Source organism: Pontibacter russatus, from assembly GCF_009931655.1.
Taxonomy (GTDB): Bacteria; Bacteroidota; Bacteroidia; order Cytophagales; family Hymenobacteraceae; genus Pontibacter; species Pontibacter russatus.
In genome coordinates, this window is sequence record NZ_CP047984.1 from 122350 (window position 1) to 145416 (window position 23067).

Here is a 23067-nt window from a genome sequence, read left to right on the forward strand (position 1 = left end):
AAAACTGGAAACAGTTTAGCCTTGAACTTCAGAGATTTGTATAAAAAAGTAGTGTATTGATTATCAGTAGTTTAAATGTTAATAAATTTCCGAGGCTACGGTATATATAAGCAACCTCACTCGCAGCCAAAAATGGCCCATAGCTTCAGAGAACCAACTCACTTTCTGAACTGGTGTGCAACCTCTCCGGCTACTTTTGCCAGTATCAGGGGTAGCAGCACCATCACGAGGCCAACGGCAAACACCTTGCGGAGGCCCAGCTTTATTATCAGTTTTGCCACCAGGTTACCGCGCAGTTCCTCCAGCAGAAATTTACCCGCTTTCGTCATGGGTTTGCCCCGCAGGACCTCCCGCACCGTTTCCCAGTTTCCTCTTTCCATCTGCCGCCTCAGGAATTCTGTAACGGTGTCCGTCATGACGGAGGACGCCTCCTGCAGCTGCGCCTGCCGCAAATGGCTCCATCGGGCAAAGGCCCGCATTTTGGCTGGCGCATCTTTCGGAATAAAAGTGTGCATGTGTATCATGGCTATATATACGTGATTTGCTACGGAATTGTCGGGCCTTGCCCACTGGTGCAGCATAGGTACTGCAGCCTTCGACCCATTTAGGCCCTGTTATTTTATCCAGCGAGCAGGTATATATAAATCAATTTCCTGAAATTTCAAAGCGTGGCTTTCATTGAATTGCACCCTTGCATGCTTCTGTATGGCCTGATGATCCCTTCTGCATATAAAACCATCTTCTGGCTTTGTTTCACATTCAGATATAAGGTGCTAATTTTACGGAGCCGGCCACTGAACAAAGCGGGCGCAACTTTAGTTGAAGTTATAAGCTGATGCTTATTCCCTTATGAACAAAACCTATTGCCCCAGCCTTACAACGTACCAGCGCCGCAAAACGCGCGTGGTCAACATCGGCGGCCTGCCCCTGGGCGGCGATTACCCCATCCGGGTGCAGTCGATGACGACCGTGGACACCATGGATACCCTTGGCTCGGTGGAGCAGTGCATCCGCATGATTGAGGCGGGCTGCGAGTATATACGCATCACGGCCCCGAGCATCAAAGAGGCCGAGAACCTCCGCAACATCAAGGCGGAGCTGGCCAGGCGCGGGTACAGGGTGCCGCTTATCGCTGACATCCACTTCACCCCGAATGCTGCCGAAGTGGCGGCTCGCATTGTGGAGAAGGTGCGCGTGAACCCCGGCAACTATGCCGATAAGAAGAAGTTTGAAGTAATCGAGTACAACGATACCACGTACCAGGCCGAGCTGGACCGCATCCGGGAGCGCTTTGTGCCGCTGGTGCGCATCTGCAAAGAGCACGGCACCGCCATGCGCATCGGCACCAACCACGGCTCGCTCTCCGACCGCATCCTGAGCCGCTACGGCGACACGCCCTTGGGCATGGTGGAGAGCGCCCTGGAGTTTCTGCGCATCTGCGAGGACGAGCAATATTATGATATCGTCATTTCCATGAAAGCCTCCAACACACAGGTAATGGTGCAGGCCTACCGCCTGCTGGTGCAAAAGCTGGAGGAGGAGGGCCTGCAGCCCTACCCGCTGCACTTGGGCGTGACGGAGGCGGGCGAGGCCGAGGACGGTCGTATCAAATCGGCGGTAGGCATCGGCACTCTGCTGGAAGATGGATTAGGCGACACCGTGCGCGTGTCGCTGACGGAGGCCCCGGAGGCAGAAGCGCCTGTGGCTAAAGCCCTGATTGACCGCTATACCCACCGTGCGGAGAAGGCGCAGCCGATGAAGCCCGTCTGCAACGTTCCGATTAACCCGTTTCAGTACCACCGCCGCGAAACGGCCGAGGTCGAAAATATAGGCGGCCAGAACGTGCCGCGTGTCGTAGCGGATCTGAGCCGGCTGAGCGATATAAAGTATGCTGACCTGAAATGCGTGGGGCACCTGTACTCCATGCTGCTCGACAAGTTCAACATGAACGACCTCGGCGCTGACTATATCTATACCGGCGACCATCCCATCACCTTTATGCTGCCGAACGGGCTGAAGGAGATCGTGAACTATATACCCTGGCAGCTGGCGGAGCAGCAGAAAGACCGCCATCCCTTGCTCACGGCGAAGCAATACCTCTCTGCTACGGCACTGCACCCGGTCCTGAACTTTGTGGAGGCCTCCATCGGGGATTTGTCTGACGAGCTGGTCCAGCGCCTGAAGCAGGACACGTCGGTGGTGCTGCTGCTGCAAACAAGCAACGAGCACGCCATGCCTGAGTTACGCAAGTGTTTCTTCCGGCTGATGAACAACGGCGTGCAGACGCCCTGCATCATCAAACGGGCCTATGGCCAGCTCTCACCGGATGAGGTGCAGCTGTATGCCGCCACCGACGTAGGCGGCTTGCTGATAGACGGACTGGGAGACGGGGTGTTCCTGAGTACGGAGCTGTTGCCGGAGCAGGACAAGGCAGACTGGGTATATACCATTGAGCAGCTGAACAACCTGAGCTTCGGCATACTGCAGGCGGCCCGCACGCGCATGAGCAAAACGGAATACATCAGTTGCCCCAGCTGTGGCCGCACACTCTTCGATCTGCAGGAAACGACGGCGATGATCCGGAAGCGCACCGACCACCTGAAAGGCGTGAAGATCGGCATCATGGGCTGCATCGTGAACGGCCCTGGCGAGATGGCCGACGCCGACTATGGCTACGTGGGCGTGGGCAAGGACAAAATTGCGCTGTACCGCGGCCAGAAGGTGATCAAGAAGGCAGTGCCAGCCGACCGTGCCGTGGATGAGCTTATTAACCTTATCCGCGAGGACGACAGATGGATCGAGCCGGTGCGACTGGAGGAGTAGGCAGCTATATATAATATAATTTATAGCCACGGCTTTGTGTTTTGTTAGTGGCATTTGTATATTATACCTGCTAAGCAAGCTGCCTTTTGCAAGTTTACATTATGCAGTATTAAGGTGACTTAAAACAAAGAGCCGCTGTAGAAAATCTTTTTTCCGTAAAGGATGTTTAACTAAAATGCCGGGGGCAGCTTATATATGCTGCCGACCATCCACCGCAATTGTTACAACTATATGAAAGGCCTATTCGATTTTTCTGAGGTGCTCACCTACTTCTTCCGCAAAAAAGACCCTAACCGAAGGACGAACTTCAACCTGCGCACCATGCACACCATCAATAAGATATCAATGCTGATGTTTCTGGCCGGGGTGGTGTATTTCATCATCAAGCACTTGTAAAGCATCCCGTGAACATTGAGGATTTCAGGGCTCACTGCCTGTCTAAGCCTGGCGTGACCGAGGAACTGCCTTTTGGGCCCGACACGCTGGTGTTTAAGGTAGCCGGAAAGATGTTTGCCCTTTGCAGCATCTCTGACTATGGCAGCGGCGTTGCCCTGAAGTGCGATCCGGAGCAGGCGGTAGAGTTTCGCGAAAAATACCCGCAGGTAAAGCCCGGATACCATTTGAGCAAAGTTCATTGGAACACCGTGCTTCCCGAAGCGGGGCTGCCTGATCCTTTTCTGCAACAATGGATAGATGACTCTTACAGATTGGTTACAGCCAAACTCACCCGGAAGCAGCGCCAGGCCATCGGCGGCTCCTGCTAATTTTCTTACGCCACCTCCGGGTGGCATTTTTATTGGCGGCATGCGCGAGGAAGAATGTTTTTCTATATAAGTGATTGCTCACATATATAGAATTTTTATAAAACAATTCTGAGCTGTTTGTGTTATTTTAGTATAGGCTGTTTATTTTATTCCTTTTACTGCAGGCAAGATTTTCGGGTAATGTCGGTAGGTAATGGTGGATAACTAATATAATTTTGCTATACTTGATAAACCCATCTATCTATACTGTATGATTTTAGAGAATGAAATAGGAATTTCTTCATTTCGAAACGAATGGCAGAAAGCGAGCATGAGCATTCTGTATACTTATGGATTCCTTTCGAACGGCTACGAGAATTTTTTCAGGAAGCACGGCCTGACCACACAGCAATACAACGCCCTGCGCATCCTGCGCGATCAGTACCCTAAACCAGTCTCCACCTCTTTTCTGCGCGAAAAAATGCTGGACAAGATGTCGGACGCATCGCGTTTGGTGAGCAGGCTGGGCGTGAAGGGGCTTGTGAAAGTTAGCCAAAACGCCTCAGACAAACGCCTTGTGAACATTGTGATATCAGAGGAGGGCCGCAGGATTATCAACGAGATTGACGGGAACCTGCATCAGCTCGACGCGCTGGTACAGGGAATCACGGAAGAAGAAGCTGAGAAACTGGTGGAACTGCTGTACAAGGTAAGGGAGTCATTGCGGAATGTGAATGACAGGATCTCATCAGCGGAGCAGGTAAGCGCCTAAGCACGTATTTATATAGCCAACCAAGAGGCACGGGGAGGAACCTGTTTTTTCCCTGCGCCTTCTTTTCTATCTAAAAAAAGGCCGCTGATATAGAAAGAATCAGCGGCCTTGGTTTTTGTTGCATATGTGCCAGCTGGTCTATACCACCACGTTGATGATTTTATGGGGCACGATGATGATTTTCTTTGGTGCCTTTCCTTCCAGGAACTTCAAAAGCTGCTCGTCCTGCACCACGGCTTTTTCTATTTCCTCGCGCGGCATGTCCAGTGCAAAATTGATTTTGGTCCGAACTTTTCCGTTCACAGAAACCGGGTATTCAAACGTGCTCTCGACCAGGAATTCCTCCTTCCACTGCGGGAAAGTGGCATAGCTGACGCTCTGGCTGTGGCCTAACTTCTCCCAGAGTTCCTCGGCTATATGCGGCGCGTAGGGCGAGAGGATGATGGTGAGCGGCTCCAGGATTGAGCGCTTGTTGCACTTCAGCTGCGTCAGCTCGTTCACGCAGATCATGAACGTGGAGACGGAGGTGTTGAAGGAGAACCGTTCGATGTCTTCTTCTACCTTCCGGATAGTCTTGTGCAGTGATTTCAATTCATCGGCTGTCGGCTCGGCTTCCGACACGGCAAAGTTCCAGTTGTTGTCGTGGAAAAGCTTCCAGAAGCGCTTCAGGAACTTCAGCACGCCGTCCATGCCGTGCGTGTTCCAGGGCTTGAACTGCTCCAGCGGCCCCAGAAACATCTCGTACATGCGCAGCGTGTCGGCCCCCTGGCGCTCTACAATGTCGTCCGGGTTCACCACGTTGTACTTCGACTTCGACATCTTCTCTACTTCAGGTTTTGTTCTGAAAATATTAGGAGTCTCATTGTGTTCTGTAACATTGCCAATACCTACTTGTGAAGATATGGGAGTTTCACCTTCATAAATGGGCTCGAATCTACTATAGCTATAAGAATTTGTTTTATCATCATAGTAGAACACATGATAACCATTTTGACAAACAAAAATTGAACTTGTTTTTTCATTTTTCCATCGAAGATAATTAAGTATATCTTCAATGCCCATAATGCTGTTCTTAGTAAACTCAACAGGAACATTAAGCTGTACAAAATGCTCCTTATGTTCTTCCTCAGGTATATATGAATAATCTACATCAGCACTGATGTAAACACTCATTAAATCATTATTTAGTATCCATCTACCTCCTGTATTGGTGTTAATAATGACAGAGTTAGATGATTCTTCAAAATGACCCTTTGTTTCTGTAAAGTGCCCCCCTTTTCTACGAATTTTCTCAGAAACACCCTGAATCATCCCCTGGTTGATGAGCTTCTTGAATGGCTCTTCTTCCACCACAAAGCCCATATCATACAGGAACTTGTTCCAGAAGCGGGAGTAGAGGAGGTGGCCGGTGGCGTGCTCCGAGCCGCCTATATATAAATCCACGTCGCGCCAATACTGAATGGCGTCCTTGCTGGCGAAGGCGTCATTATTTTTCGGGTCCATATAGCGGTACCAGTACCAGCTGGAGCCAGCCCAGCCCGGCATGGTGCTCAGTTCGTATGCGTACTGGTCTTCGTACTTCCAGTCCACGGCGCGGCCCAAAGGCGGCTCACCTGTTTCGGTGGGCAGGTAGGCATCTATCTTCGGCAACTCCAGCGGCAACTCACTTTCTTTTAGCAGGTGCGGAATACCGTCTTTGAAATAGACCGGCACCGGCTCGCCCCAGTAGCGCTGGCGGCTGAACACGGCATCGCGCATGCGGTAGTTGACTTTGGCTTTGCCAATGCCGTTCTCCTCCAGGAACTTCACCAGCACCGGCAGTGCCTCCTGATAGGTGAGGCCATTTATGATGCCGGAGTTGACATAATGCCCTTCTTTGGTGGCATCTGCCTGTGTGTCGAGGTTTTGCTGAGCATCCAAAATAGGTACTTTGGGCAAACCGAAGTGTGTAGCAAAGTTCCAGTCGCGCTGGTCGCCGGACGGCACAGCCATCACAGCGCCCGTGCCATAGCCAGCCAAAACATAATCAGCTATATATACTTTTATCCGCTCCTGGTTATAGGGGTTGATGGCGTAGGCGCCGGTAAACACGCCGCTCACGGTCTTCACATCTGTCATGCGCTCCCGCTCCGAACGGTTTTTGGCCACCGTCACATAGGCCTCTACCTCCTGGCGCTGTGCCTCCGAGGTTATCTGTTCCACCAGTTCATGCTCCGGTGCCAGCACCAAAAACGTAGCGCCATATACCGTGTCGAGGCGGGTCGTGAATACCTTTATCTTTTCGTTTGACTGCTCGATGGAGAAAGCCAGCTCAGCCCCGATTGATTTTCCGATCCAGTTGCGCTGCATCTCTTTTATCGGCTCCGGCCAGTCGATGCTTTCCAGGCCCTGCAGCAAACGGTCGGCATAGGCCGTGATACGCATCATCCACTGGCGCATCAGCTTGCGCTCTACGGGGTAGCCGCCGCGCTCTGATACGCCACCCACCACCTCGTCGTTGGCCAGCACGGTTCCCAGCGCCGGGCACCAGTTCACCACCGCATTGGCCACATAGGTCAGGCGGTACTTCAGCAGCATCTCCGACTGCTGCTGCCCGTTCATCTGCTTCCACTCTTCCGCTGTAAAAGCCGGAGTGTCTTCGTCGCAGACTGCTTTCACCTGAGCGTTGCCGTGCTGCTCAAACTCCCGCACCAGTTCCGTAATGGGTTCGGCTTTGTCGGTGGCCTGGTTGTAATAGCTGTTGAACAGCTGCATGAAAATCCACTGCGTCCACTTGTAATAGCTCGGGTCGGAGGTGCGTACTTCCAGATCCCAGTCGAAGGAGAAGCCCAGGTTCTTGAGCTGCTCCACGTAGCGGGCGATGTTTTCTTCGGTGGTGATGGCCGGGTGCTGGCCCGTCTGGATGGCGTACTGCTCTGCAGGCAAACCAAATGAGTCGAAGCCCATGGGATGCAGCACATTATAGCCCTGCAGGCGCTTGTAGCGGCTCACAATGTCAGAGGCGATATAGCCGAGCGGGTGTCCCACATGCAGGCCAGCGCCTGACGGGTAAGGGAACATATCGAGGCTGTAGTATTTCGGCTTGCTGCTGTCGGCGGTGGCTTTAAAGGTGTTGTTCTCTTCCCAGTAGCGCTGCCACTTTTTCTCAATCTGGTTGAAATTATATTCTGACATCGGGTATGGCTGTGTTGGACTTTCTAAGTTACACCGTAAAGTTAGTTGTTAATTGTGGATTGTTGAAAGGTTTGGTTGCTGAATGCTGTTTGTTGATTGTCGGTTGCTGATTGTTGGTTTTTAATTGCTATATGGCTACAAGGTTGAAAGGTTTGATAGTTGAATTGTTATATGGTTGATGGTGTGTATTTATGAAGTTCATATATGCATTAAGCGACATTAGAGGTCATACCTATTCACCCCTATATGGCCATAAAACAATCAACAATTAGCAATCAACCATTTAACCATAAACCCATATAACCATGAAGCCAAACAACCAATCAGCTTACATTTGCATATAACAGAAGACAGACAATGGAGAAGAAACACGACTTACTGGATATCCTGCACCTCATCTACGTGATGGACCCGATGTGCTCGTGGTGCTACGGGTTTGCCCCGGTCATTAAACGGCTGGAGGCGGAGCAGGAGGGAACCCTGCAGTTTAAGCTGGTGATGGGCGGCCTGCGCCCAGGTACTGAAAAGCCCTTGGACGAGCCGATGAAGGAACAGCTCAAACACCACTGGCAGGATGTGGAGAAGATATCCGGACAGCCGATTGATTACAATTTCTTCGACCGCGAAGGGTTTATATATGACACTGAACCGGCGTGCCGCGCCGTGGTGACCATACGCTACCTGAAACCTGAGGTGGAGTTTGAGATGGCGGAGGCGGTGCAGAGTGCCTTTTACGCGCGAAACCAGGACGTAACCAAACCAGCGGTATTAGCGGCCATTGCGTTGCAATTCGGGGTGGAGGAGGATGTTTTCCTGGATAAATTTGCCTCAGACGAGATGCTTGAGAAAACGCAACAGGACTTTCTCATTGCCCGCCACCTGCAGGCGAATGCCTTCCCGAGCCTGTACCTCCTCAACGGAACCAACCTGCACCTCCTTAGCCGGGGCTACCGCACCTACGACGGCATGGCGGCGCATCTGCGGCAGGCGCTCGAAAAGCTGAACCATCAGCCGTAACTGGAGCAGGCCGCTGAATCTGCCTCTAAAAATCAACTGTAGACGGGCCGGGGCAGCACCTCCTGCAGAGGGTCTTGCCCGTTCCAGGTGCCGGCGGAGCTGACGGGCTTGAAACGCGCGAACAGTTCTTCGCTGTACCAGTTCTCCGCCCTTGTCCGACGCATGACCTCCTGGTGCTCCGGGTCTTTGTAGGCAAAAGCTTTCATCGCCTCCGCCGACTCCCATATACTGAACGTGGCCTGCCGGATAAACGGTAATTCTCCCAGTCCGATGGAGCAGTAAAGCCCCTCCGCCGCATCAAGCGACTTGCTTGTGCGCATCCCGTAACGGCAGAAGGCGGGCAGCCGCCACCAGTTCACGCTGGCCCTTGTCAGAACCGCTATGGGGCCTCCGGTATATTTCTCCGGTAGCGCAGGCGCAAAAGGCTCCTGCTTGTCCCACAGCCCATGCGACTGGTAGGGCAGGAGTTTCACGGTCCATATCTCATCCGTGCGCAGCCTGTATGCCGTTATAAAAGGGGAGTTCAGTAAAAAGTTGTCTGCGGCCGCCTCTGATTCCCAGGTACACATCAGGCCGTAGCGTTTGAAATTAGGCTTCAGGCTGAAACTTTGGCCCTGGCCGCTGCCCAACAACTTGTAAAACAGCAGCCCCGGCACTTTTTCCAGGAGCGGCCCGGCCGTCCCCATCTGTGCCAGCCCCCACCGTATATGGCCGCTCCGGATGCCGAAGAGGGTCAGCGTCGTTAGCCGGGCAGCAGGGTTTGGATTGGAAACAGCCAGGGAGGCAGGAGGCATATATAACCTAATATTTTAGACGTTGAGAATGCTGATGCGAACTTTATCCGAAAATAAAGCTACAGAAACAAAAAACACCAGCCGACGTGATATGTTTGGCTGGTGTTTTCCAATTTGAGGTTTTATTTCTATATGTCAGTTTATATGTCAGCGGCAAACCTGCAGCTTAATTCATATATAACCCGCTTGCTCTTTCTTCCTGCACGCGCTACAGGTTTATCTTTTTATTCTCTCCGGCATCTGGTCGCTCGCCGGTCAGGGCCGCTTTCACCATGCCATACAGGTGTACCATCACACTGTTCGGCGCGTCCCAGTATTCGGCCTTGTCGATGGTGATTTTGAGCAGGCCGACATTGGGGTCTTCTTTGCCTTTGGGGAACCAGGTTTTCATGGCCGGGTTCCATAGCTCGTCGATCTTCTGCTGGTCGCGCAACACCTGTGCCTTACCCGAGATAGAGACATAGTTTTCGTTATCAGGGTCGGAGTAACTCAGGTTTACGTGCGCGTCCTGCTGTATTTCGTGCGACTTGCCGGAATGGTAGCCCGTGAAAAACCATATATGCCCGTCCGGCTTCACTTCCATAGCCCGCATCGGGCGGCTGCGGAGGCAATTGTCTTCGTCCATGGTGGTGAGCATCGCCACTTTTATATCTTTGATCATGTCGATGAGTTTTCCGAGATGCTGCTTTGTATTCGGGTCGTTATTCATAGCTTTATAGTATCAGTTCAGCCTTAAGTTACGCGGCCCGCCCATATAGGGTTCAGTAGGTGCGGTGCCTGCGGCAATGGCGTGCAGGCGCCGAAACAAAAGCTGCGCGAGGCTGTTAAATCGTATTGCCCATACTTATCTCTTGACTTGAACTTTTTAGCACATATCTTTTTATCCGGCGATGAGGAAGAACTTCTGATCGGCAACTTCATCGCTGATGCTGTAAAAGGCAAACAGGCCGGGCTATATACCCCCGGCATCGCAAGGGGCATCCGGCTGCACCGCCTCATCGACACTTATACCGACACGCACCCCATTGTAGCCGAAACCAAGGCGCGGCTGCGGCCCAGGTACCGGAAATATGCACCCGTTATCGGGGATATGTACTACGACCACTTTCTGGCCGCCGACTTTGAGCGATATGCCCTGCGGCCGCTGCCGGGTTACGCGCAGCAGGTATATGGCCTCATCCAGCGCAATTTCCACCTGCTGCCTCCGAGGGTGCAGCACCTGTTCGGGTATATGCAGCAGCACAACTGGCTCTTGTCTTACGCACAGGTGGAGGGTATCGGGCAGGCCCTGACGGGCATGAGCCGCCGGACGCCTTTTGCCTCGGGTATGGAAACGGCAGCCGAGGAGCTGCAGGAAAACTACAGCCTGTATGCCGCTGAGTTCGATGCTTTTTTCCCTGAACTGGTGCAGTACGTGGAGGAAGTGAAGCGGGAACTCTGAGGGCATACGGCCACAAAAAAAGGAGCAGCCGGAAAGCTGCTCCTTTTATATATAAATTGCTGTTACCTAATGCTGGTGCCCGCCTGCGCCGTGTACGTGGCCGTGGTCCAGCTCCTCCGGCGTGGCCTCCCGCACACTCTCCACCTTGCCTTTGAAATACAGCTCCTTGCCGGCCAGCGGGTGGTTAAAATCCATCTTTACCGTGTCATCCCCGACTTCCACCACACGCCCCTGCAACTGGTTGCCCTCGCTGTCCGACATCGGGATGTAGTTGCCTTCTTCCAGCATATTGTCCGGCACAGAGCCCTCTACCTCGAAAACATTCTTGGGCAGGTCTACCACCGCGTCCTCATTATATTCCCCGTAGCCGTCCTCGGTGTCAAGCTTAAAGTCGAAGCTTTCGCCGGATTTAAGCCCCTCCAGGTTATCTTCAAACTGGTCAGGCAGGCCGCTCATGCCATATATAAACACCATGGGCTGCTCTTCGTTGGCCGTCTCTATCAGGTTCTGCTCCCCGTCCTCGTCCAGAATGCGCAGCTCGTAAGTAAGCGTGACCACTTTATTTTTCTCAATCTTCATGTTTTACTTTTTCAGTAGGTGATACAAGTGAATATCTTAAAGATAAACTTTTTATTTGGAAACCAATGGCAGGAGGTTGTCATTAACCGCCTGCACGGCTTTTGCCTATGGCATGCACCCGGTCAGTTCCCAGGCGCTGCGGTAAGCGTTTATACTCTCTACGTACGTAAGAAAAGCCGCGTAGTACGGGTGCTGGCTCAGGGTGGCGCTGTCGCCCACAATCACGAGTTTCTTCTTCGCCCGCGTCATGGCCACGTTCATGCGCCGGATATCCGCCAGGAAGCCGATCTCGCCTTTGTCGTTGCTGCGCGTCATGCTGATATAAATGATGTCACGCTCCTGCCCCTGGAAGCTGTCCACCGTACCGACCGATAACAGCCGCTTTAGCTTCAGATCGTGCAATAGCGGCATATGCTCCACGCGGTCCTGCAGGTAGTTGATCTGAGCGCGGTAGGGTGCTATCACGCCGATGCGCAGCGGGTCTGCCTCTGTGTCTGCGGCGGGGGTATAATCCTTCAGCAGGTGCGCCAGGTGGTTGAGCAGCAGGTTGGCCTCGTCAGGGTTGGCGGAGCTGGAGCTTTCCGGCGTATCCACTTCGTTGTATCCGCAGCCCGCCGTGTCCACAAACTCAACGGCCAGACCGGGCGCAAAGTGTGGGTCAAACTGGTGCAGGTCGCTGCTGTGTACGCTTTCGTGCGCCTCCAGCCCGCCCTTGTAAAACTGCTGGTTCGAGAATTCCATGATGTGGTGGTGCATGCGGTACTGTGTTTTCAGCATCACTGACACTTCCGGCTGCCGCTCGATGCATTTCTCAAACAGGGTCTTGCTCAGGCCGCCCTTCTCCGCCTCGTAGGATTTTACCGTGGGCGGCAGCTGGCAGTGGTCGCCCGCCAGCACCACGCGCTTGGCGCGGCTGATGGGTATCCAGCAGGCAGGCTCCAGGGCCTGGGCGGCCTCGTCTATAAACACCGTTTCGTACTCGAGGTGACGGATGGCTTTGTTGGCCGCGCCCACCAGCGTACAGGTAATCACCTGCACGTTGTGCAGCAAATCTTCGGTGATGTACTCCTCCACGCGATCCGCCTCTTCAAGCAGGCGCCTGCTCTCCGACCGGAATAACTGCCGCTGCGCACGCTCCTCGTGTCCGAACTTGCGTTTGTACTGGCTGGCCATGCGCTTGTATTCCTCTGCCGTTTTGCGGTAGTCCTTCAGATTTTTGTAGGAGGGGTGCTCCATTATCTGCGCATCAAGGGTATGTTCCAGCAGCACATCCGACACCCGCGACGGGTTCCCGATCCGGATCACGTTCACACCCTCGTTCGCGAGTTTCTCCGTCAGCAGGTCCACGGCGGTGTTGGAGGGGGCAGTCACGAGCAGGCGCTTCTGCGTCTGCAGGGTGGTGAGGATGGCCTGCACCAGCGTGGTGGTTTTGCCCGTGCCGGGAGGGCCGTGGATGATGGCCACGTCCTTCGCCTGCACAATCTTGCGCACTGCCTCATTCTGCGACGGGTTCAGCGACGGGATAGCCTCCACCTGCACGTCCGTAAAGCGCGGGGGCATGTCGCCCAGCAAAATATCGCGCAGCTCGGCAAGCCTTGTCTTATATGCCTCGATTACCTTCTTCATTGCGAACTCCATCTCGCGGTAGCTCATCTCATCGAAGGTGAGGTCGATGCCGAGGCGGCCGTCTTCCACCCAATCCGGCAGGTCTTCTTTGTTGGTGGCCAGGAGTACTTTGTTGCGGCGCAGGCCCACGATCACCCCGCTCAGGTTCTGGCGCTCGCCGCTGCCGTTGTTGCTGAACAGGGCGGCGGCTTTGCCCGTCTGGAAAAGGTGCAACTGGTCGCGGTCTTTGGTGCGCTCCAGCTCTATCACCACCTTGTTTCCGAAGCCGATCTCCTCTTTGGTGATGGTGACCGGGTACCAGCAGAAGCCCATGGCCTTGCGTTCAGCCACTGTGCTTTTCAGGCTCTTGATTTTGTATTGCTGCCGGTCTTCTTCCTGTTCAATCTTCAGCAGTTCCTGTACCTGCTTCAGTTCATATAGTATCTCGCTCATGTATCTCAAAAAAGAAAGGCTGGCATATATGCTCCAGCCTTCCGGTGTGTTTTACTTATTCTGCACCAAGCAGGTAATATAATCTGCTTTGCATTTGGTGCAGTCTGTCGCTTTTCCTTAACAGTTTCCAGGGTGCTAAAGATTCATATGCAGGTAGCCTAGGTCAGCATATTATTCTCCCCGGCCAGCCTTGCCTCGGTTACTTTACCGCTTTCTTCTTCCGCACCTTTTTGGAGGCGTTGCTCAGCCTCACCTGCAGAAAAATGGCATATAGCAGCAGGATTACACAGGCACCCGTCAGCACCGAAATCACTTTGTCTTTGCCGTAGCGCAACTCGGAGGCGTCCTGTAGCTGCGCCTCTAGGTCCTTTATGGTGCGCTCACGCTGCTTGATGCTGGTTTGAAGCATCTTTATCTGGCTCTGCAGGTCGGCCATGCGGGTGCTGATGATGCGCTGGTCCTGCAAGGTCATTTTGCCTTCGCGCTGGCTCTCCACGGTGCTCTCCGCCACTTTCTTGATGCTGGCCTCCTTGATGGCGGCAATCAGGTCAGAGTCGGTGTTGATGATTTTTTTCAGCGTCTCGATGATGTTCATCAAATCCGCCTTCGACTTCTTTCCCCAGAAATTGCTGTTCTGCTGCGTGTAAAACTGGTATTCCATCACCAGCTGCTCCCGCTCGTTCATAAGCGTGGTCAGCTTATCCTGCTGCCGGGCCTGCGCACTTATAAACCAGAGGCAGCACATGGCCATCACCAATAATCTCTTCATTTCACTTCTAAGCTAAATCCTCAAATTACATGCAAATATGGCCAACTGAAAGCAAAAGCCCCACATTTATTTTTGGCAAAGCCTGTAAAAGAGCAGAAGCTGCCGGTTAGCTGTTACCGCCAGGCCACCTCTGCCTGAAGACATGGTTTATATATAAAACCGCGCCCTGTAAATTTGTGGATTCCGTGAGGCAAGGCAGCTCCCCGCCCTGCACAGATTTCTCTTGCCCAACAACCGCTACTTCCAACAAATCATGTTATCTTTATTTCCGGATTTAAAATTAAAGCGGACCCTATACAATATGAAGCAATATTTAGATTTGATGCGCCACATCCTCGACAAGGGAGTGAAAAAGGAGGACAGGACCGGAACGGGCACGCTGAGTGTGTTCGGCTACCAGATGCGCTTTAACCTGGCCGATGGTTTCCCGCTGGTGACGACGAAGAAGGTACACCTGAAGTCTATCCTGCACGAGCTGCTGTGGTTCCTGAAGGGCGACACCAACATCTCGTACCTGAAGGAGAACGGCGTGAGCATCTGGGACGAGTGGGCCGACGAAAACGGCGACCTGGGTCCGGTATACGGCTCGCAGTGGCGCAGCTGGCCCACCCCCGACGGCCGTCACATCGACCAGATCACGCAGGTGGTGAACCAGCTGAAAAACAACCCGGACTCACGGCGCATCATCGTGAGCGCCTGGAACGTGGCCGAGATTGAAAACATGAAGCTGCCGCCCTGCCACGCCTTTTACCAGTTTTACGTGGCCGAGGGCAGGCTGTCGTGCCAGCTGTACCAGCGCTCCGCCGATGTGTTCCTGGGCGTGCCGTTCAACATTGCCTCCTACGCGCTGCTGGTGCTGATGATGGCGCAGGTGACGGGCCTCGAGCCAGGCGAGTTTATCTGGACGGGCGGCGACACGCATTTATATATAAACCACCTGGAGCAGGCACAACTCCAACTCGCCCGCGAACCACGCGCCTTACCGCAGATGAAGCTGAACCCGGACGTGAAAGATATTTTCGACTTCAAATACGGGGATTTCGAACTGGTGAACTACAACCCGCACCCCGCCATCAAGGCGCCGGTGGCGGTGTAATCAAATCAAACGTAAGTCATTGGTTTGTATATAGTCAGAGAGGAATCGCGCGGTATGCTTGTCAAAATCAAAGATGTGTTCAAGACCATCGGCACGCCCAGCGTCACGTACGTGAGCCGGAACGACGGGGAATATGAGCGGCTGCTGACGGAGTACCTGGAGGTGGCCGGCAAGCTGTGCCTCATCACGGGGCCTTCCAAAACAGGCAAGTCCACGCTGTACCAGAAAGTGCTGGCGGATTTAAACAAGCTGCCGCTGATTGTGCGCTGCGATGACCAGATGACAACGGACGATGTGTGGCGGAAGGCGCTGGAAGACGTGAACTTCGACCGCATCACGGCCAGCACGGCTGCGGAGGATGTGCAGGTGACGGGCGCCGCGAAAATGGGTGGCACAATGGGCTGGGGCTGGCTGGCGAATCTGATAGGCGAGGTCAGTTTGGGGATAGCTGACAAAGTGAGCGAGAGCACGGCCCGGGAAAAAATCATCTCCAGGCCGTCTCCCAAGCACCTCATCCCGGTCCTGAAGAACCTGCCGTACGTGCTCGTGATAGAGGATTTCCACTACCTGAAGGAGGAGGTGAAGAAAAGTCTTTTCCAGCAGTGGAAAGCTTTCGTAGACGAGGAGGTGTCGGTGATTGTGCTCGGCACGACGCATCACGCCGTGGACCTGGCCTACTCCAACAAAGACCTGGTGGGCAGAATCGCCCATATAGAAGTGGGCACCTGGCTCACCAGCGACATCGAGCAGATCATCACCAGCGGCTTCAGCTACCTGAACATTCCCATCAAAAAAGCACTGGTGGAGTTTATCGCCACCGAGTGTGTAGGACTCCCCATCATCACGCAGAGCTGCTGCCTGCGGCTTTTTTTCGACAAAAGGATTTCAGAGATTGACACATTGGAGGGTGGCACCAGGCCAGCGTTTGAGGAGGAGGACATCGCGAAGGCCTTGTACAATGTGGCGCACACGGATTTCAGCGTGTTCCGGGATATATATGATGTCATCATCCGGGGTTTCCGGAAGGGCGGCAAATACCAGACCTATGAATTGCTGCTGCTGGCCTTCACCTTAGACCCCATCACGTTCAAGCTGCAGCGGCACGAGCTGGACGAAAGGCTGGCACAACTCAGCATAAAATTTGCCACACCGCCTGCCACCTCCATCAACAGCACGCTGGGCGTGCTCAGCAAGCTGCAGCACAAATACGCTTTCGAGCTGCTGGAGTGGAGCCAGAAGCTGCGGACGCTGTACATTCTGGAGCCTTCCTTCTTGTTTTACCTGCGCTGGAAAGAAGAGCGGAAGTTAACGGACTCCTTGCCGTCTGACCGCATCGAGCGGATATACAGCATCATTTTCAACGACGTGCAGACCAGGTTTCCGACCATCCGGGTAAAGTGATGCACTAGAGATAGGCGAAATGATGAATCATATATCATCATGCTGGCTTCGGGCGTAAAACCAAATCGGCATTCACCTGTTCCCACTCAAACCACGACAGACTATGAAACTAACATCCATTCTCACAGCCATCTTAACGGTGGCGCTGTTGCAGGCCAACGCCCAGCGTGCCACGCCGGATAAAATCGAAACCAACAAAGGCACCCTCACGATTCAGCCGATTGAGCACGCCACCATGGTTTTGAACTGGGACGGTAAAACCATCTATGTGGACCCCACCGGCGGGGCAGCGGCCTTTGCCGGCATAGAAAAACCTAATATGATTCTCCTCACTGACATCCACGGCGACCATATGAACACGGAGACACTGGACGCGATGGATACGGAAGGCGCGGTGTTTGTGGTGCCGCAGGCCGTGGCTGATAAACTTCCGGAGAAGTACAGGAGCCAGGCAAAAGTAATTGGCAATGGCGAAAGCATCACGGAAATGGGGATTCTGATAAAAGCTGTGCCCATGTACAACCTGCCGGAAAGCGCTGACGCCAAGCACGTGAAAGGACGCGGAAACGGCTATGTCCTGAAAACAGGTAACAAAAATGTCTATATCTCCGGCGACACGGAGGGCGTGCCGGAAGTGCGCGGGCTGAAGAACATTGACGTGGCTTTCCTGTCGATGAACCTGCCCTACACGATGGATATAGCACAGGCCGCCAGCACTACGCTGGACTTTAAGCCGAAGGTTATATATCCGTACCACTTCCGTGGCCAGGGCGGACTTGCTGACGTAGAGGCGTTCAAAAAAATGGTGAACGATAAAGACAAGAACATCGAAGTGCGGTTGAGGGACTGGTACCCGGCGCAGTGAGAGTTGAATAGAAGACATCTTTTAAAGGACCGAGGTTTCTCTTCGGTCCTTTTTTACAATTGTTTATACCTGATTCCCCATCATCCCGCAAGTCCTGCTATATATCCAGCTACACGTTACTGCCTGTTCCGGTGATGTCCTATATCCCCGCAATGGTTCCGAGCGCAGGCCAAATGCAGTAATTCAAAAAGTGCATGAAATTTGATAGCTTAGGGGAATATTAGCGGCGCAGAAATCGGAGCAGCCATTTTTCCGGAATATAGCCGCACAATACCTGCTGAAACTAAATTTATATATAACTCCACACTGTAATGATCCGAAAAATCGTCGTCACCCTGCTGTGCGTGCTAGCGGTACAGTTCCATGCCGCCTGTCAATCCAACGGAAAAGTAAATCCGGAGAAACTCAATATAACCTGGGAGGTGGTACAGGAAAAATACCAGAACAAACCGCAGACACTCTCCACGCTGACACTGCAGAACAGCGGTCAGCAACCGTTGCCGGCAAGCGGCTGGGCCCTTTACTTCCATGCCTCGCCCTCTTTCAAAGCTGATGGCGCCAATGCACCTGTTAAAATCGAGCACGTAAACGGCGACCTGCTCCGAATGGTGCCCACCGCGCAATTCAAAAGCCTGCCTGCCGGTGAATCCCGAAAAATCTCCGTTGTATCGGGCGGCCAGATGATCAACGCGTCGCGGGCTCCGGTTGGTTTCTACCTGGTGTGGGACGATAACAAAGCCAAGGGCTATACTGTAGGGAAAGTCACTTATGAAAAGCCTGCCAAAAACATGGTCGGCTGGATTGAGGCCAAAGACGTGTACAAGCAGAATCAGGTCATCAAAGACATTCCGGTTGAGAAGCTGACAAAAGTTTTCCCCACGCCAGCTAACTATACCGAAACAGGCAAAGGCATTACGCTAACGCCAGCGGTGCCGATTGTGGCCGACAAAGCGTTCAGCAAAGAAGCAGCCCTGCTGACAGAATACCTGGGTCAGGTTTTCGGGCAGAAGCCTGCGGTGCAGCCAGCGGCCACCGGCAAAGCCATCCGGCTGCAGAAGAAGGAGGGCATGGGCCCGGAGGCATATGAACTGGAGGTAACGCCGCAGGGAGTGGTGATTTCGGCTACTACGCCAGCAGGTATATTTTACGGCACCCAGTCGCTGAAAGTGCTGGTGTCACCAACCGCACTCGCTTCCCCTCAGAAATTAGTGGAAATTGTGGGCGTGAAAGTGTCGGATGAGCCCCGCTTCGGCCACCGGGCCTTCATGATGGACGTGGCGCGCAATTTCCAGAAGAAGGACGAGGTGCTGAAAGTGCTGGACCTGATGGCGCTCTACAAACTCAACGTGCTGCACTTCCACTTCAGCGAGGACGAGGCCTGGCGACTGGAGATTCCTGGCCTGCCGGAACTGACGGAAGTGGGCAGTGAGCGCGGCCACACGATGGACGATGCGGAAAACCTGCAGCCTTCCTACGGCTCCGGCCCCGATGTGAACGCCTCCAGCGGTAGCGGCTACTACTCTAAACAGGAGTTTATCGATATTCTGAAGCACGCCACCGCCCGGCATATAAAAGTGATTCCGGAGATAGAGACGCCGGGCCATGCCCGTGCCGCCATCAAATCGATGGATGCCCGTTACACGCGCCTGATGAAAGAGGGCAAAAAGGAGGAGGCGGAGCGCTACCTGCTCCGCGACCTGAACGATAAGTCGGAGTACCGCTCGGTGCAGAACTTCAACGACAACGTAATGGATGTGTCCCTGCCTTCGACGTACAACTTTCTGGAGAAAGTGACGGACGAAATACTGGCGATGTACAAAGAGGCGGGTGCGCCCATCGAGACGATACATTTCGGAGGCGATGAGGTGCCACCGGGGGTTTGGGAAAAATCGCCTGCGGCACAGAAACTGATTGCCGACAACCCGAAGGTGAACAACACCGACGACCTGTGGTACTACTTCTTCGGGAATATAAACGATATGCTGAAGGAGCGTAACCTGTACCTGTCCGGCTGGGAGGAAATCGGGATGCGCAAAGTGCGCAAAGACGGCAAAATGACTTATATCGCCAATCCTGATTTCGCGAACGAGAACTTCCACGTGGATGTGTGGAACAACCTCGGCAACAACATCGACCTGGCTTACCGGCTGGCGAACGCGGGCTATAAGGTGGTGCTGACGAACGTGACGAACATGTACCTCGACCTGTCTTACCAGAAGGCATATGAGGAAACGGGGCTGAACTGGGGAGGCTACGTGGACGTGGACAAGCCGTTTTACTTTATCCCGTACGACTACATGAAAAATATGAAGGTGGACACCGAGAACAACCCCATCAACCCCTCCATATATGCCGACAAGGTGCGCCTGACGGAGGAAGGCAGGAAGAACATTGTGGGGCTACAGGCACCGCTCTGGACCGAAATGGTGACCACACCGGAGAAACTGGAGTATATGCTATTGCCCAAACTGCTGGGCCTAGCGGAGCGGGCGTGGGCTCCGGACCCGACCTGGGCCACTGAAAAAGAGGCTGCCAAAGCCGAAACACTGTATAACCAGGCCTGGTCGGAGTTTGTGAATGTGCTGGGCAAGCGCGAACTGCCGCGCCTGAGTTATTACCTCGATGGCTTTAACTACCGCATCCCGACAGCCGGAGCAGTAGTAAACAATGGCAAGGTGTCGGCCAACGTGCAGCTGCCGGGGCTGGCCATCCGGTACACGACAGATGGCTCGGAGCCTACGGCCAAGAGCAAGGCCTATACCGGACCTATAGCAGAAAAGGGCACCATCAAGCTGCGTGTGTTTGACCCCGCTGGCCGGGGCGGCCGGGTAGTGACGGTTGAAAATAAGTAAGAAGTTCCTCCGACTCAATTTTATGTACAGCATATGGCGTCTCCACGCGTTGAGATAAACTACTGCACCCAGTGCCGCTGGCTGATGCGGGCGGCCTGGATGGCGCAGGAACTCCTGACCACGTTTGAGGCAGAAATAGGGGAGGTGGCCCTGTTGCCGGGCACGGGCGGTGTGTTTGAGGTGCGCCTGAATGGTGAACTTATATATTCGCGGAAAGAGGCGGGGCGTTTCCCGGAATCCAAGGAGCTGAAGCAATTGGTTCGGGATCGCATTGCCCCGGACCGGCCACTGGGCCACAGCGACAGCAAGTAAAAAACTGTGCCTGTACAGCCTATATATAAAGCCGGCGGCTCCTAACAAAGGAGCCGCCGGCTTTATATATAAATTGCTGATTGACTACAGCGTGTGCGGACGGTTCGGGTCACCCGCTGCCCTACGTCTTCTCAGTTCCTCATCTGTCAGGTCATCATCTGAATCGAGGGGAGTTCTGCGGTTTCTCAGCTCGTTTTCGTTGAGCTTGTCTACCTCTACGTCAGTCTTGCGTACAGTTTCGTGGATATCCTCCACGTGCTCTTCCACGTCTTTCCTGATGCGCACCTCTTCCACTACACGCGCTTCCTTGTCCACCATCGGCACCTCGGCATGTTCAGTCAGGGAAATGTCGCCTTCCTTAAAGCTGTTCATGTCAGCTTCAGTGGCAGGACGGTTTACGGGTCTGCGCTCTACCTCCACATGCTCTTCGCGCAGTCGCAGGTGCTCCTCTACCGGGCGCTCGATGATGCGGCTGCGCACGCGCACCCCGCCCGTTTCCACTTCGCGCTTGCCTACGTGCAGGTTCTCCTCTATAATCGGAATGGATTTATCGGTCGAGGCTGTATCCATATCCCTCCTGGAGGTGTCGGTGGCTGCGGCGCCTGCTGTGCCCACTGCACCAGCGGTATAGCCTGATGCGCGCTCGTCCAGGTTCACGGCACCATACTCATCCATGATGTCGGCGGCGCGCCCAGCCTCCATGGCGGAGGTAGCATGCACCGTCACCACAGAGCCGTTCCGGGCGTAGCGGGAGTAATGATCGCTCTTATCGTCAGTCCCGAAGAGGCTTCGGAAGAAATCTCCGATGCTGTCGTGGTCGTCATCCTCGTCTCTATATCCTGCTGTGTTGGAGGCTGTCTGCGGAGACACATCAATGCGGTCTCTTGTAAAACCACCTGATACTAAGTGCTGCACGGCGGTTTGCGCCTCCCTTGAATTATCGAAAACTCCTACTACTGTATGTGACATAATCTTTCTATTAAAATGTTAAGTTTGTTTCCGGCGATAATGCAGCTATATACACACCCATACTAGCGCCATATTGGTTTAGTTAAAATTCTTAGCTATTCATACGCACGGTATTCGGGATGGTTTTTATAATTATAATTAACGAATAAGTTGAATATAGGTATTTTACAGAATCACGCCCACCTGTTTATACCTTAGCTGCATCCAGCGCTTTATATATAATAAATACAAATTTATATATACAGGGGCGAGGCTGCGATGTAAGATGCACGAGGGACGAGAGGGAGCCTTTTGTCTTTGGCGGAAGCCTGTGCAAGGCTATAAAGGCTATATATACTACTTACACAAAAGCTATCTTTGCCCTGCTTCGAAGGGGTTGAGGGGATGATTGCACCTGTGAACAATCTATAATGGCTATATTTGAAGGTATTTACTATCAGGCCAGGGTTGCTTTGGCACTTCCAGCCGCCTCTCATCCCCCTGCTCCCTTGAAAGGGGGACTTTCTCACACTGCTTATTCTTTTGCGTAAGTCCTAAAATACTACTTCAAGGGCAGTCGTCAATTTAAACAGCAGAGCCGCTCCCGGATGGGCAGCGGCTCTGATTGATTATCCTGCTGCAGCAAAACAAACAGGAGGCGCAACTGGATGCACTATATTATCACGGATTGGTTGACCACAGGCCAGCTTCCTTGACGAAGACGCGGCGGTTCAGCTTCAGCTGGCCGATGATAAACTCCGCCAGGTCTTCCGGGTGCATCACACGCTCGGGGTCTCCGCTGATCAGGTTGTTGCTCTGTGCCAGTTCCGTCACCACGGTGCTGGGCGTCAGCGCGCTGACGCGGATGTTGTGTTTCCGAACTTCCTGCATTAGCGATTCCGTCAGGCCGATGACCCCGAACTTGGAGGCGCTGTAGGCGCTCGTCATGGCCGCCCCACGTTGGCCGGCCGTAGAAGAGATGTTGATGATGTCGCCGGTGGAGCGCGCTATCATGTCGGGCAGCACGGCGCGGGTTGTATAGTAAACGCCCATCAGATTCACCTGTATGTTCAACTCCCACTCGTCCGGCTCCAACTCCAGAAACTTTCCGAATATGGCCGTACCGGCATTGTTGATCAGAATGTCGATTGGGCCTAACGCCTGCTTTGCCTGTGCTACCCCGCTCTTCACTTCACTTATATCCGCCACGTTGGCAGTGACGGCGGCGGCACGCACACCAAGGGCTGTTACCTCGTCGGCAACTTCTTTCAGCTGGCTTTCGGTGCGGGCGAGCAGCCCCACATGCACGCCTTCTGCGGCCAATGCCACGGCTACGGCCCGGCCAATGCCTTTGCCTGCGCCCGTGACGAGCGCAACTTTTCCTGCTAATGACTCCATCTTCTATCTCTTAATGTTCAACGTA

General features: G+C 53.6%; 20 protein-coding genes. 11 read left to right on the forward strand and 9 right to left on the reverse strand.

The genetic code is table 11. The features are described from left to right. Positions 1–158: 158 nt before the first annotated feature. Positions 159–524 carry a hypothetical protein gene (locus tag GSQ62_RS00525; protein ID WP_161887689.1) on the reverse strand — a complete coding sequence of 122 codons (366 nt, stop codon included), beginning with the start codon at positions 522–524 and terminating at the stop codon, positions 159–161. A 325-nt stretch (positions 525–849) separates the two neighbouring features. Here GSQ62_RS00525 and ispG point away from each other — a divergent pair, with 325 nt between their 5' ends. From ispG to GSQ62_RS00540, 4 genes are all read left to right on the forward strand, one after another. Then, positions 850–2823 carry a (E)-4-hydroxy-3-methylbut-2-enyl-diphosphate synthase gene (ispG, locus tag GSQ62_RS00530; protein ID WP_161887690.1) on the forward strand — a complete coding sequence of 658 codons (1974 nt, stop codon included), beginning with the start codon at positions 850–852 and terminating at the stop codon, positions 2821–2823. Between the two features lie 231 nt (positions 2824–3054). Then, entirely contained in the window at positions 3055–3219 is a 165-nt protein-coding gene (locus GSQ62_RS20585; RefSeq protein ID WP_202621816.1) for a DUF6728 family protein, read from the forward strand. A gap of 8 nt (positions 3220–3227) precedes the next feature. Next, complete coding sequence (locus GSQ62_RS00535; RefSeq protein ID WP_161887691.1) at positions 3228–3587, forward strand: MmcQ/YjbR family DNA-binding protein; 360 nt, start codon at positions 3228–3230, stop codon at positions 3585–3587. 310 nt (positions 3588–3897) lie between these two features. Then, a complete protein-coding gene (locus GSQ62_RS00540; protein ID WP_161887692.1) occupies positions 3898–4338 on the forward strand; it encodes a MarR family winged helix-turn-helix transcriptional regulator in 441 nt (146 codons plus the stop codon). Positions 4339–4476: 138 nt separating this feature from the next. On the opposite strand, the gene GSQ62_RS00545 is transcribed toward GSQ62_RS00540, so the two are convergent. Further along, positions 4477–7512, reverse strand: a complete 3036-nt coding sequence (locus GSQ62_RS00545; RefSeq protein ID WP_161887693.1) for a class I tRNA ligase family protein — start codon at positions 7510–7512, stop codon at positions 4477–4479. Positions 7513–7869: 357 nt separating this feature from the next. On the opposite strand from GSQ62_RS00545, the gene GSQ62_RS00550 reads away from it, so the two are divergent. After that, a complete protein-coding gene (locus GSQ62_RS00550) occupies positions 7870–8529 on the forward strand; it encodes a DsbA family protein (protein WP_161887694.1) in 660 nt (219 codons plus the stop codon). 32 nt (positions 8530–8561) lie between these two features. Here GSQ62_RS00550 and GSQ62_RS00555 read toward each other — a convergent pair whose 3' ends face one another. Both GSQ62_RS00555 and GSQ62_RS00560 read right to left on the reverse strand, forming a co-directional pair. Continuing rightward, a complete protein-coding gene (locus GSQ62_RS00555; protein ID WP_161887695.1) occupies positions 8562–9323 on the reverse strand; it encodes a spheroidene monooxygenase in 762 nt (253 codons plus the stop codon). A gap of 208 nt (positions 9324–9531) precedes the next feature. After that, entirely contained in the window at positions 9532–10032 is a 501-nt protein-coding gene (locus GSQ62_RS00560) for a pyridoxamine 5'-phosphate oxidase family protein (protein ID WP_161887696.1), read from the reverse strand. 147 nt (positions 10033–10179) lie between these two features. On the opposite strand from GSQ62_RS00560, the gene GSQ62_RS00565 reads away from it, so the two are divergent. Then, positions 10180–10764 (forward strand): acyl carrier protein phosphodiesterase, encoded by a 585-nt coding sequence (locus GSQ62_RS00565; protein ID WP_161887697.1) that lies wholly within the window; start codon positions 10180–10182, stop codon positions 10762–10764. A 66-nt stretch (positions 10765–10830) separates the two neighbouring features. Here the strand turns inward: GSQ62_RS00565 and GSQ62_RS00570 are convergent, their stop codons facing one another. The 3 genes from GSQ62_RS00570 to GSQ62_RS00580 form a co-directional block, all read right to left on the reverse strand. Next, entirely contained in the window at positions 10831–11343 is a 513-nt protein-coding gene (locus tag GSQ62_RS00570) for an FKBP-type peptidyl-prolyl cis-trans isomerase (RefSeq protein WP_161887698.1), read from the reverse strand. Between the two features lie 105 nt (positions 11344–11448). After that, positions 11449–13401, reverse strand: a complete 1953-nt coding sequence (locus GSQ62_RS00575; protein WP_161887699.1) for an AAA domain-containing protein — start codon at positions 13399–13401, stop codon at positions 11449–11451. A gap of 199 nt (positions 13402–13600) precedes the next feature. Next, positions 13601–14170, reverse strand: coding sequence for a hypothetical protein (locus GSQ62_RS00580; RefSeq protein ID WP_161887700.1), 570 nt, complete (start codon positions 14168–14170; stop codon positions 13601–13603). 301 nt (positions 14171–14471) lie between these two features. On the opposite strand from GSQ62_RS00580, the gene GSQ62_RS00585 reads away from it, so the two are divergent. From GSQ62_RS00585 to GSQ62_RS00605, 5 genes are all read left to right on the forward strand, one after another. Further along, positions 14472–15266: a thymidylate synthase gene (locus GSQ62_RS00585; RefSeq protein ID WP_161887701.1), complete on the forward strand. Its 795-nt coding sequence runs from the start codon at positions 14472–14474 to the stop codon at positions 15264–15266. A gap of 54 nt (positions 15267–15320) precedes the next feature. Further along, a complete protein-coding gene (locus GSQ62_RS00590; RefSeq protein ID WP_161887702.1) occupies positions 15321–16667 on the forward strand; it encodes a P-loop NTPase family protein in 1347 nt (448 codons plus the stop codon). A 103-nt stretch (positions 16668–16770) separates the two neighbouring features. Continuing rightward, entirely contained in the window at positions 16771–17532 is a 762-nt protein-coding gene (locus tag GSQ62_RS00595; RefSeq protein ID WP_161887703.1) for an MBL fold metallo-hydrolase, read from the forward strand. Positions 17533–17843: 311 nt separating this feature from the next. Further along, a complete protein-coding gene (locus GSQ62_RS00600; protein WP_161887704.1) occupies positions 17844–20384 on the forward strand; it encodes a family 20 glycosylhydrolase in 2541 nt (846 codons plus the stop codon). Between the two features lie 33 nt (positions 20385–20417). Further along, positions 20418–20696 (forward strand): SelT/SelW/SelH family protein, encoded by a 279-nt coding sequence (locus tag GSQ62_RS00605; protein ID WP_161887705.1) that lies wholly within the window; start codon positions 20418–20420, stop codon positions 20694–20696. Between the two features lie 84 nt (positions 20697–20780). On the opposite strand, the gene GSQ62_RS00610 is transcribed toward GSQ62_RS00605, so the two are convergent. After that, complete coding sequence (locus GSQ62_RS00610) at positions 20781–21665, reverse strand: YsnF/AvaK domain-containing protein (protein WP_161887706.1); 885 nt, start codon at positions 21663–21665, stop codon at positions 20781–20783. Positions 21666–22325: 660 nt separating this feature from the next. Further along, a complete protein-coding gene (locus tag GSQ62_RS00615; RefSeq protein ID WP_161887707.1) occupies positions 22326–23042 on the reverse strand; it encodes a 3-ketoacyl-ACP reductase in 717 nt (238 codons plus the stop codon). Positions 23043–23067 lie beyond the last annotated feature (25 nt).

Excerpts from the sequence above, each read along its gene's own strand:
- GSQ62_RS00525 (WP_161887689.1), bottom strand. The coding sequence starts at position 524 with ATGATACACATGCACACTTTTATTCCGAAAGATGCGCCAGCCAAAATG.
- ispG (WP_161887690.1), top strand. The coding sequence starts at position 850 with ATGAACAAAACCTATTGCCCCAGCCTTACAACGTACCAGCGCCGCAAA.
- GSQ62_RS20585 (WP_202621816.1), top strand. The coding sequence starts at position 3,055 with ATGAAAGGCCTATTCGATTTTTCTGAGGTGCTCACCTACTTCTTCCGC.
- GSQ62_RS00540 (WP_161887692.1), top strand. The coding sequence starts at position 3,898 with ATGAGCATTCTGTATACTTATGGATTCCTTTCGAACGGCTACGAGAAT.
- GSQ62_RS00545 (WP_161887693.1), bottom strand. The coding sequence starts at position 7,512 with ATGTCAGAATATAATTTCAACCAGATTGAGAAAAAGTGGCAGCGCTAC.
- GSQ62_RS00550 (WP_161887694.1), top strand. The coding sequence starts at position 7,870 with ATGGAGAAGAAACACGACTTACTGGATATCCTGCACCTCATCTACGTG.
- GSQ62_RS00555 (WP_161887695.1), bottom strand. The coding sequence starts at position 9,323 with ATGCCTCCTGCCTCCCTGGCTGTTTCCAATCCAAACCCTGCTGCCCGG.
- GSQ62_RS00560 (WP_161887696.1), bottom strand. The coding sequence starts at position 10,032 with ATGAATAACGACCCGAATACAAAGCAGCATCTCGGAAAACTCATCGAC.
- GSQ62_RS00570 (WP_161887698.1), bottom strand. The coding sequence starts at position 11,343 with ATGAAGATTGAGAAAAATAAAGTGGTCACGCTTACTTACGAGCTGCGC.
- GSQ62_RS00575 (WP_161887699.1), bottom strand. The coding sequence starts at position 13,401 with ATGAGCGAGATACTATATGAACTGAAGCAGGTACAGGAACTGCTGAAG.
- GSQ62_RS00580 (WP_161887700.1), bottom strand. The coding sequence starts at position 14,170 with ATGAAGAGATTATTGGTGATGGCCATGTGCTGCCTCTGGTTTATAAGT.
- GSQ62_RS00585 (WP_161887701.1), top strand. The coding sequence starts at position 14,472 with ATGAAGCAATATTTAGATTTGATGCGCCACATCCTCGACAAGGGAGTG.
- GSQ62_RS00590 (WP_161887702.1), top strand. The coding sequence starts at position 15,321 with ATGCTTGTCAAAATCAAAGATGTGTTCAAGACCATCGGCACGCCCAGC.
- GSQ62_RS00595 (WP_161887703.1), top strand. The coding sequence starts at position 16,771 with ATGAAACTAACATCCATTCTCACAGCCATCTTAACGGTGGCGCTGTTG.
- GSQ62_RS00600 (WP_161887704.1), top strand. The coding sequence starts at position 17,844 with ATGATCCGAAAAATCGTCGTCACCCTGCTGTGCGTGCTAGCGGTACAG.
- GSQ62_RS00605 (WP_161887705.1), top strand. The coding sequence starts at position 20,418 with ATGGCGTCTCCACGCGTTGAGATAAACTACTGCACCCAGTGCCGCTGG.
- GSQ62_RS00610 (WP_161887706.1), bottom strand. The coding sequence starts at position 21,665 with ATGTCACATACAGTAGTAGGAGTTTTCGATAATTCAAGGGAGGCGCAA.
- GSQ62_RS00615 (WP_161887707.1), bottom strand. The coding sequence starts at position 23,042 with ATGGAGTCATTAGCAGGAAAAGTTGCGCTCGTCACGGGCGCAGGCAAA.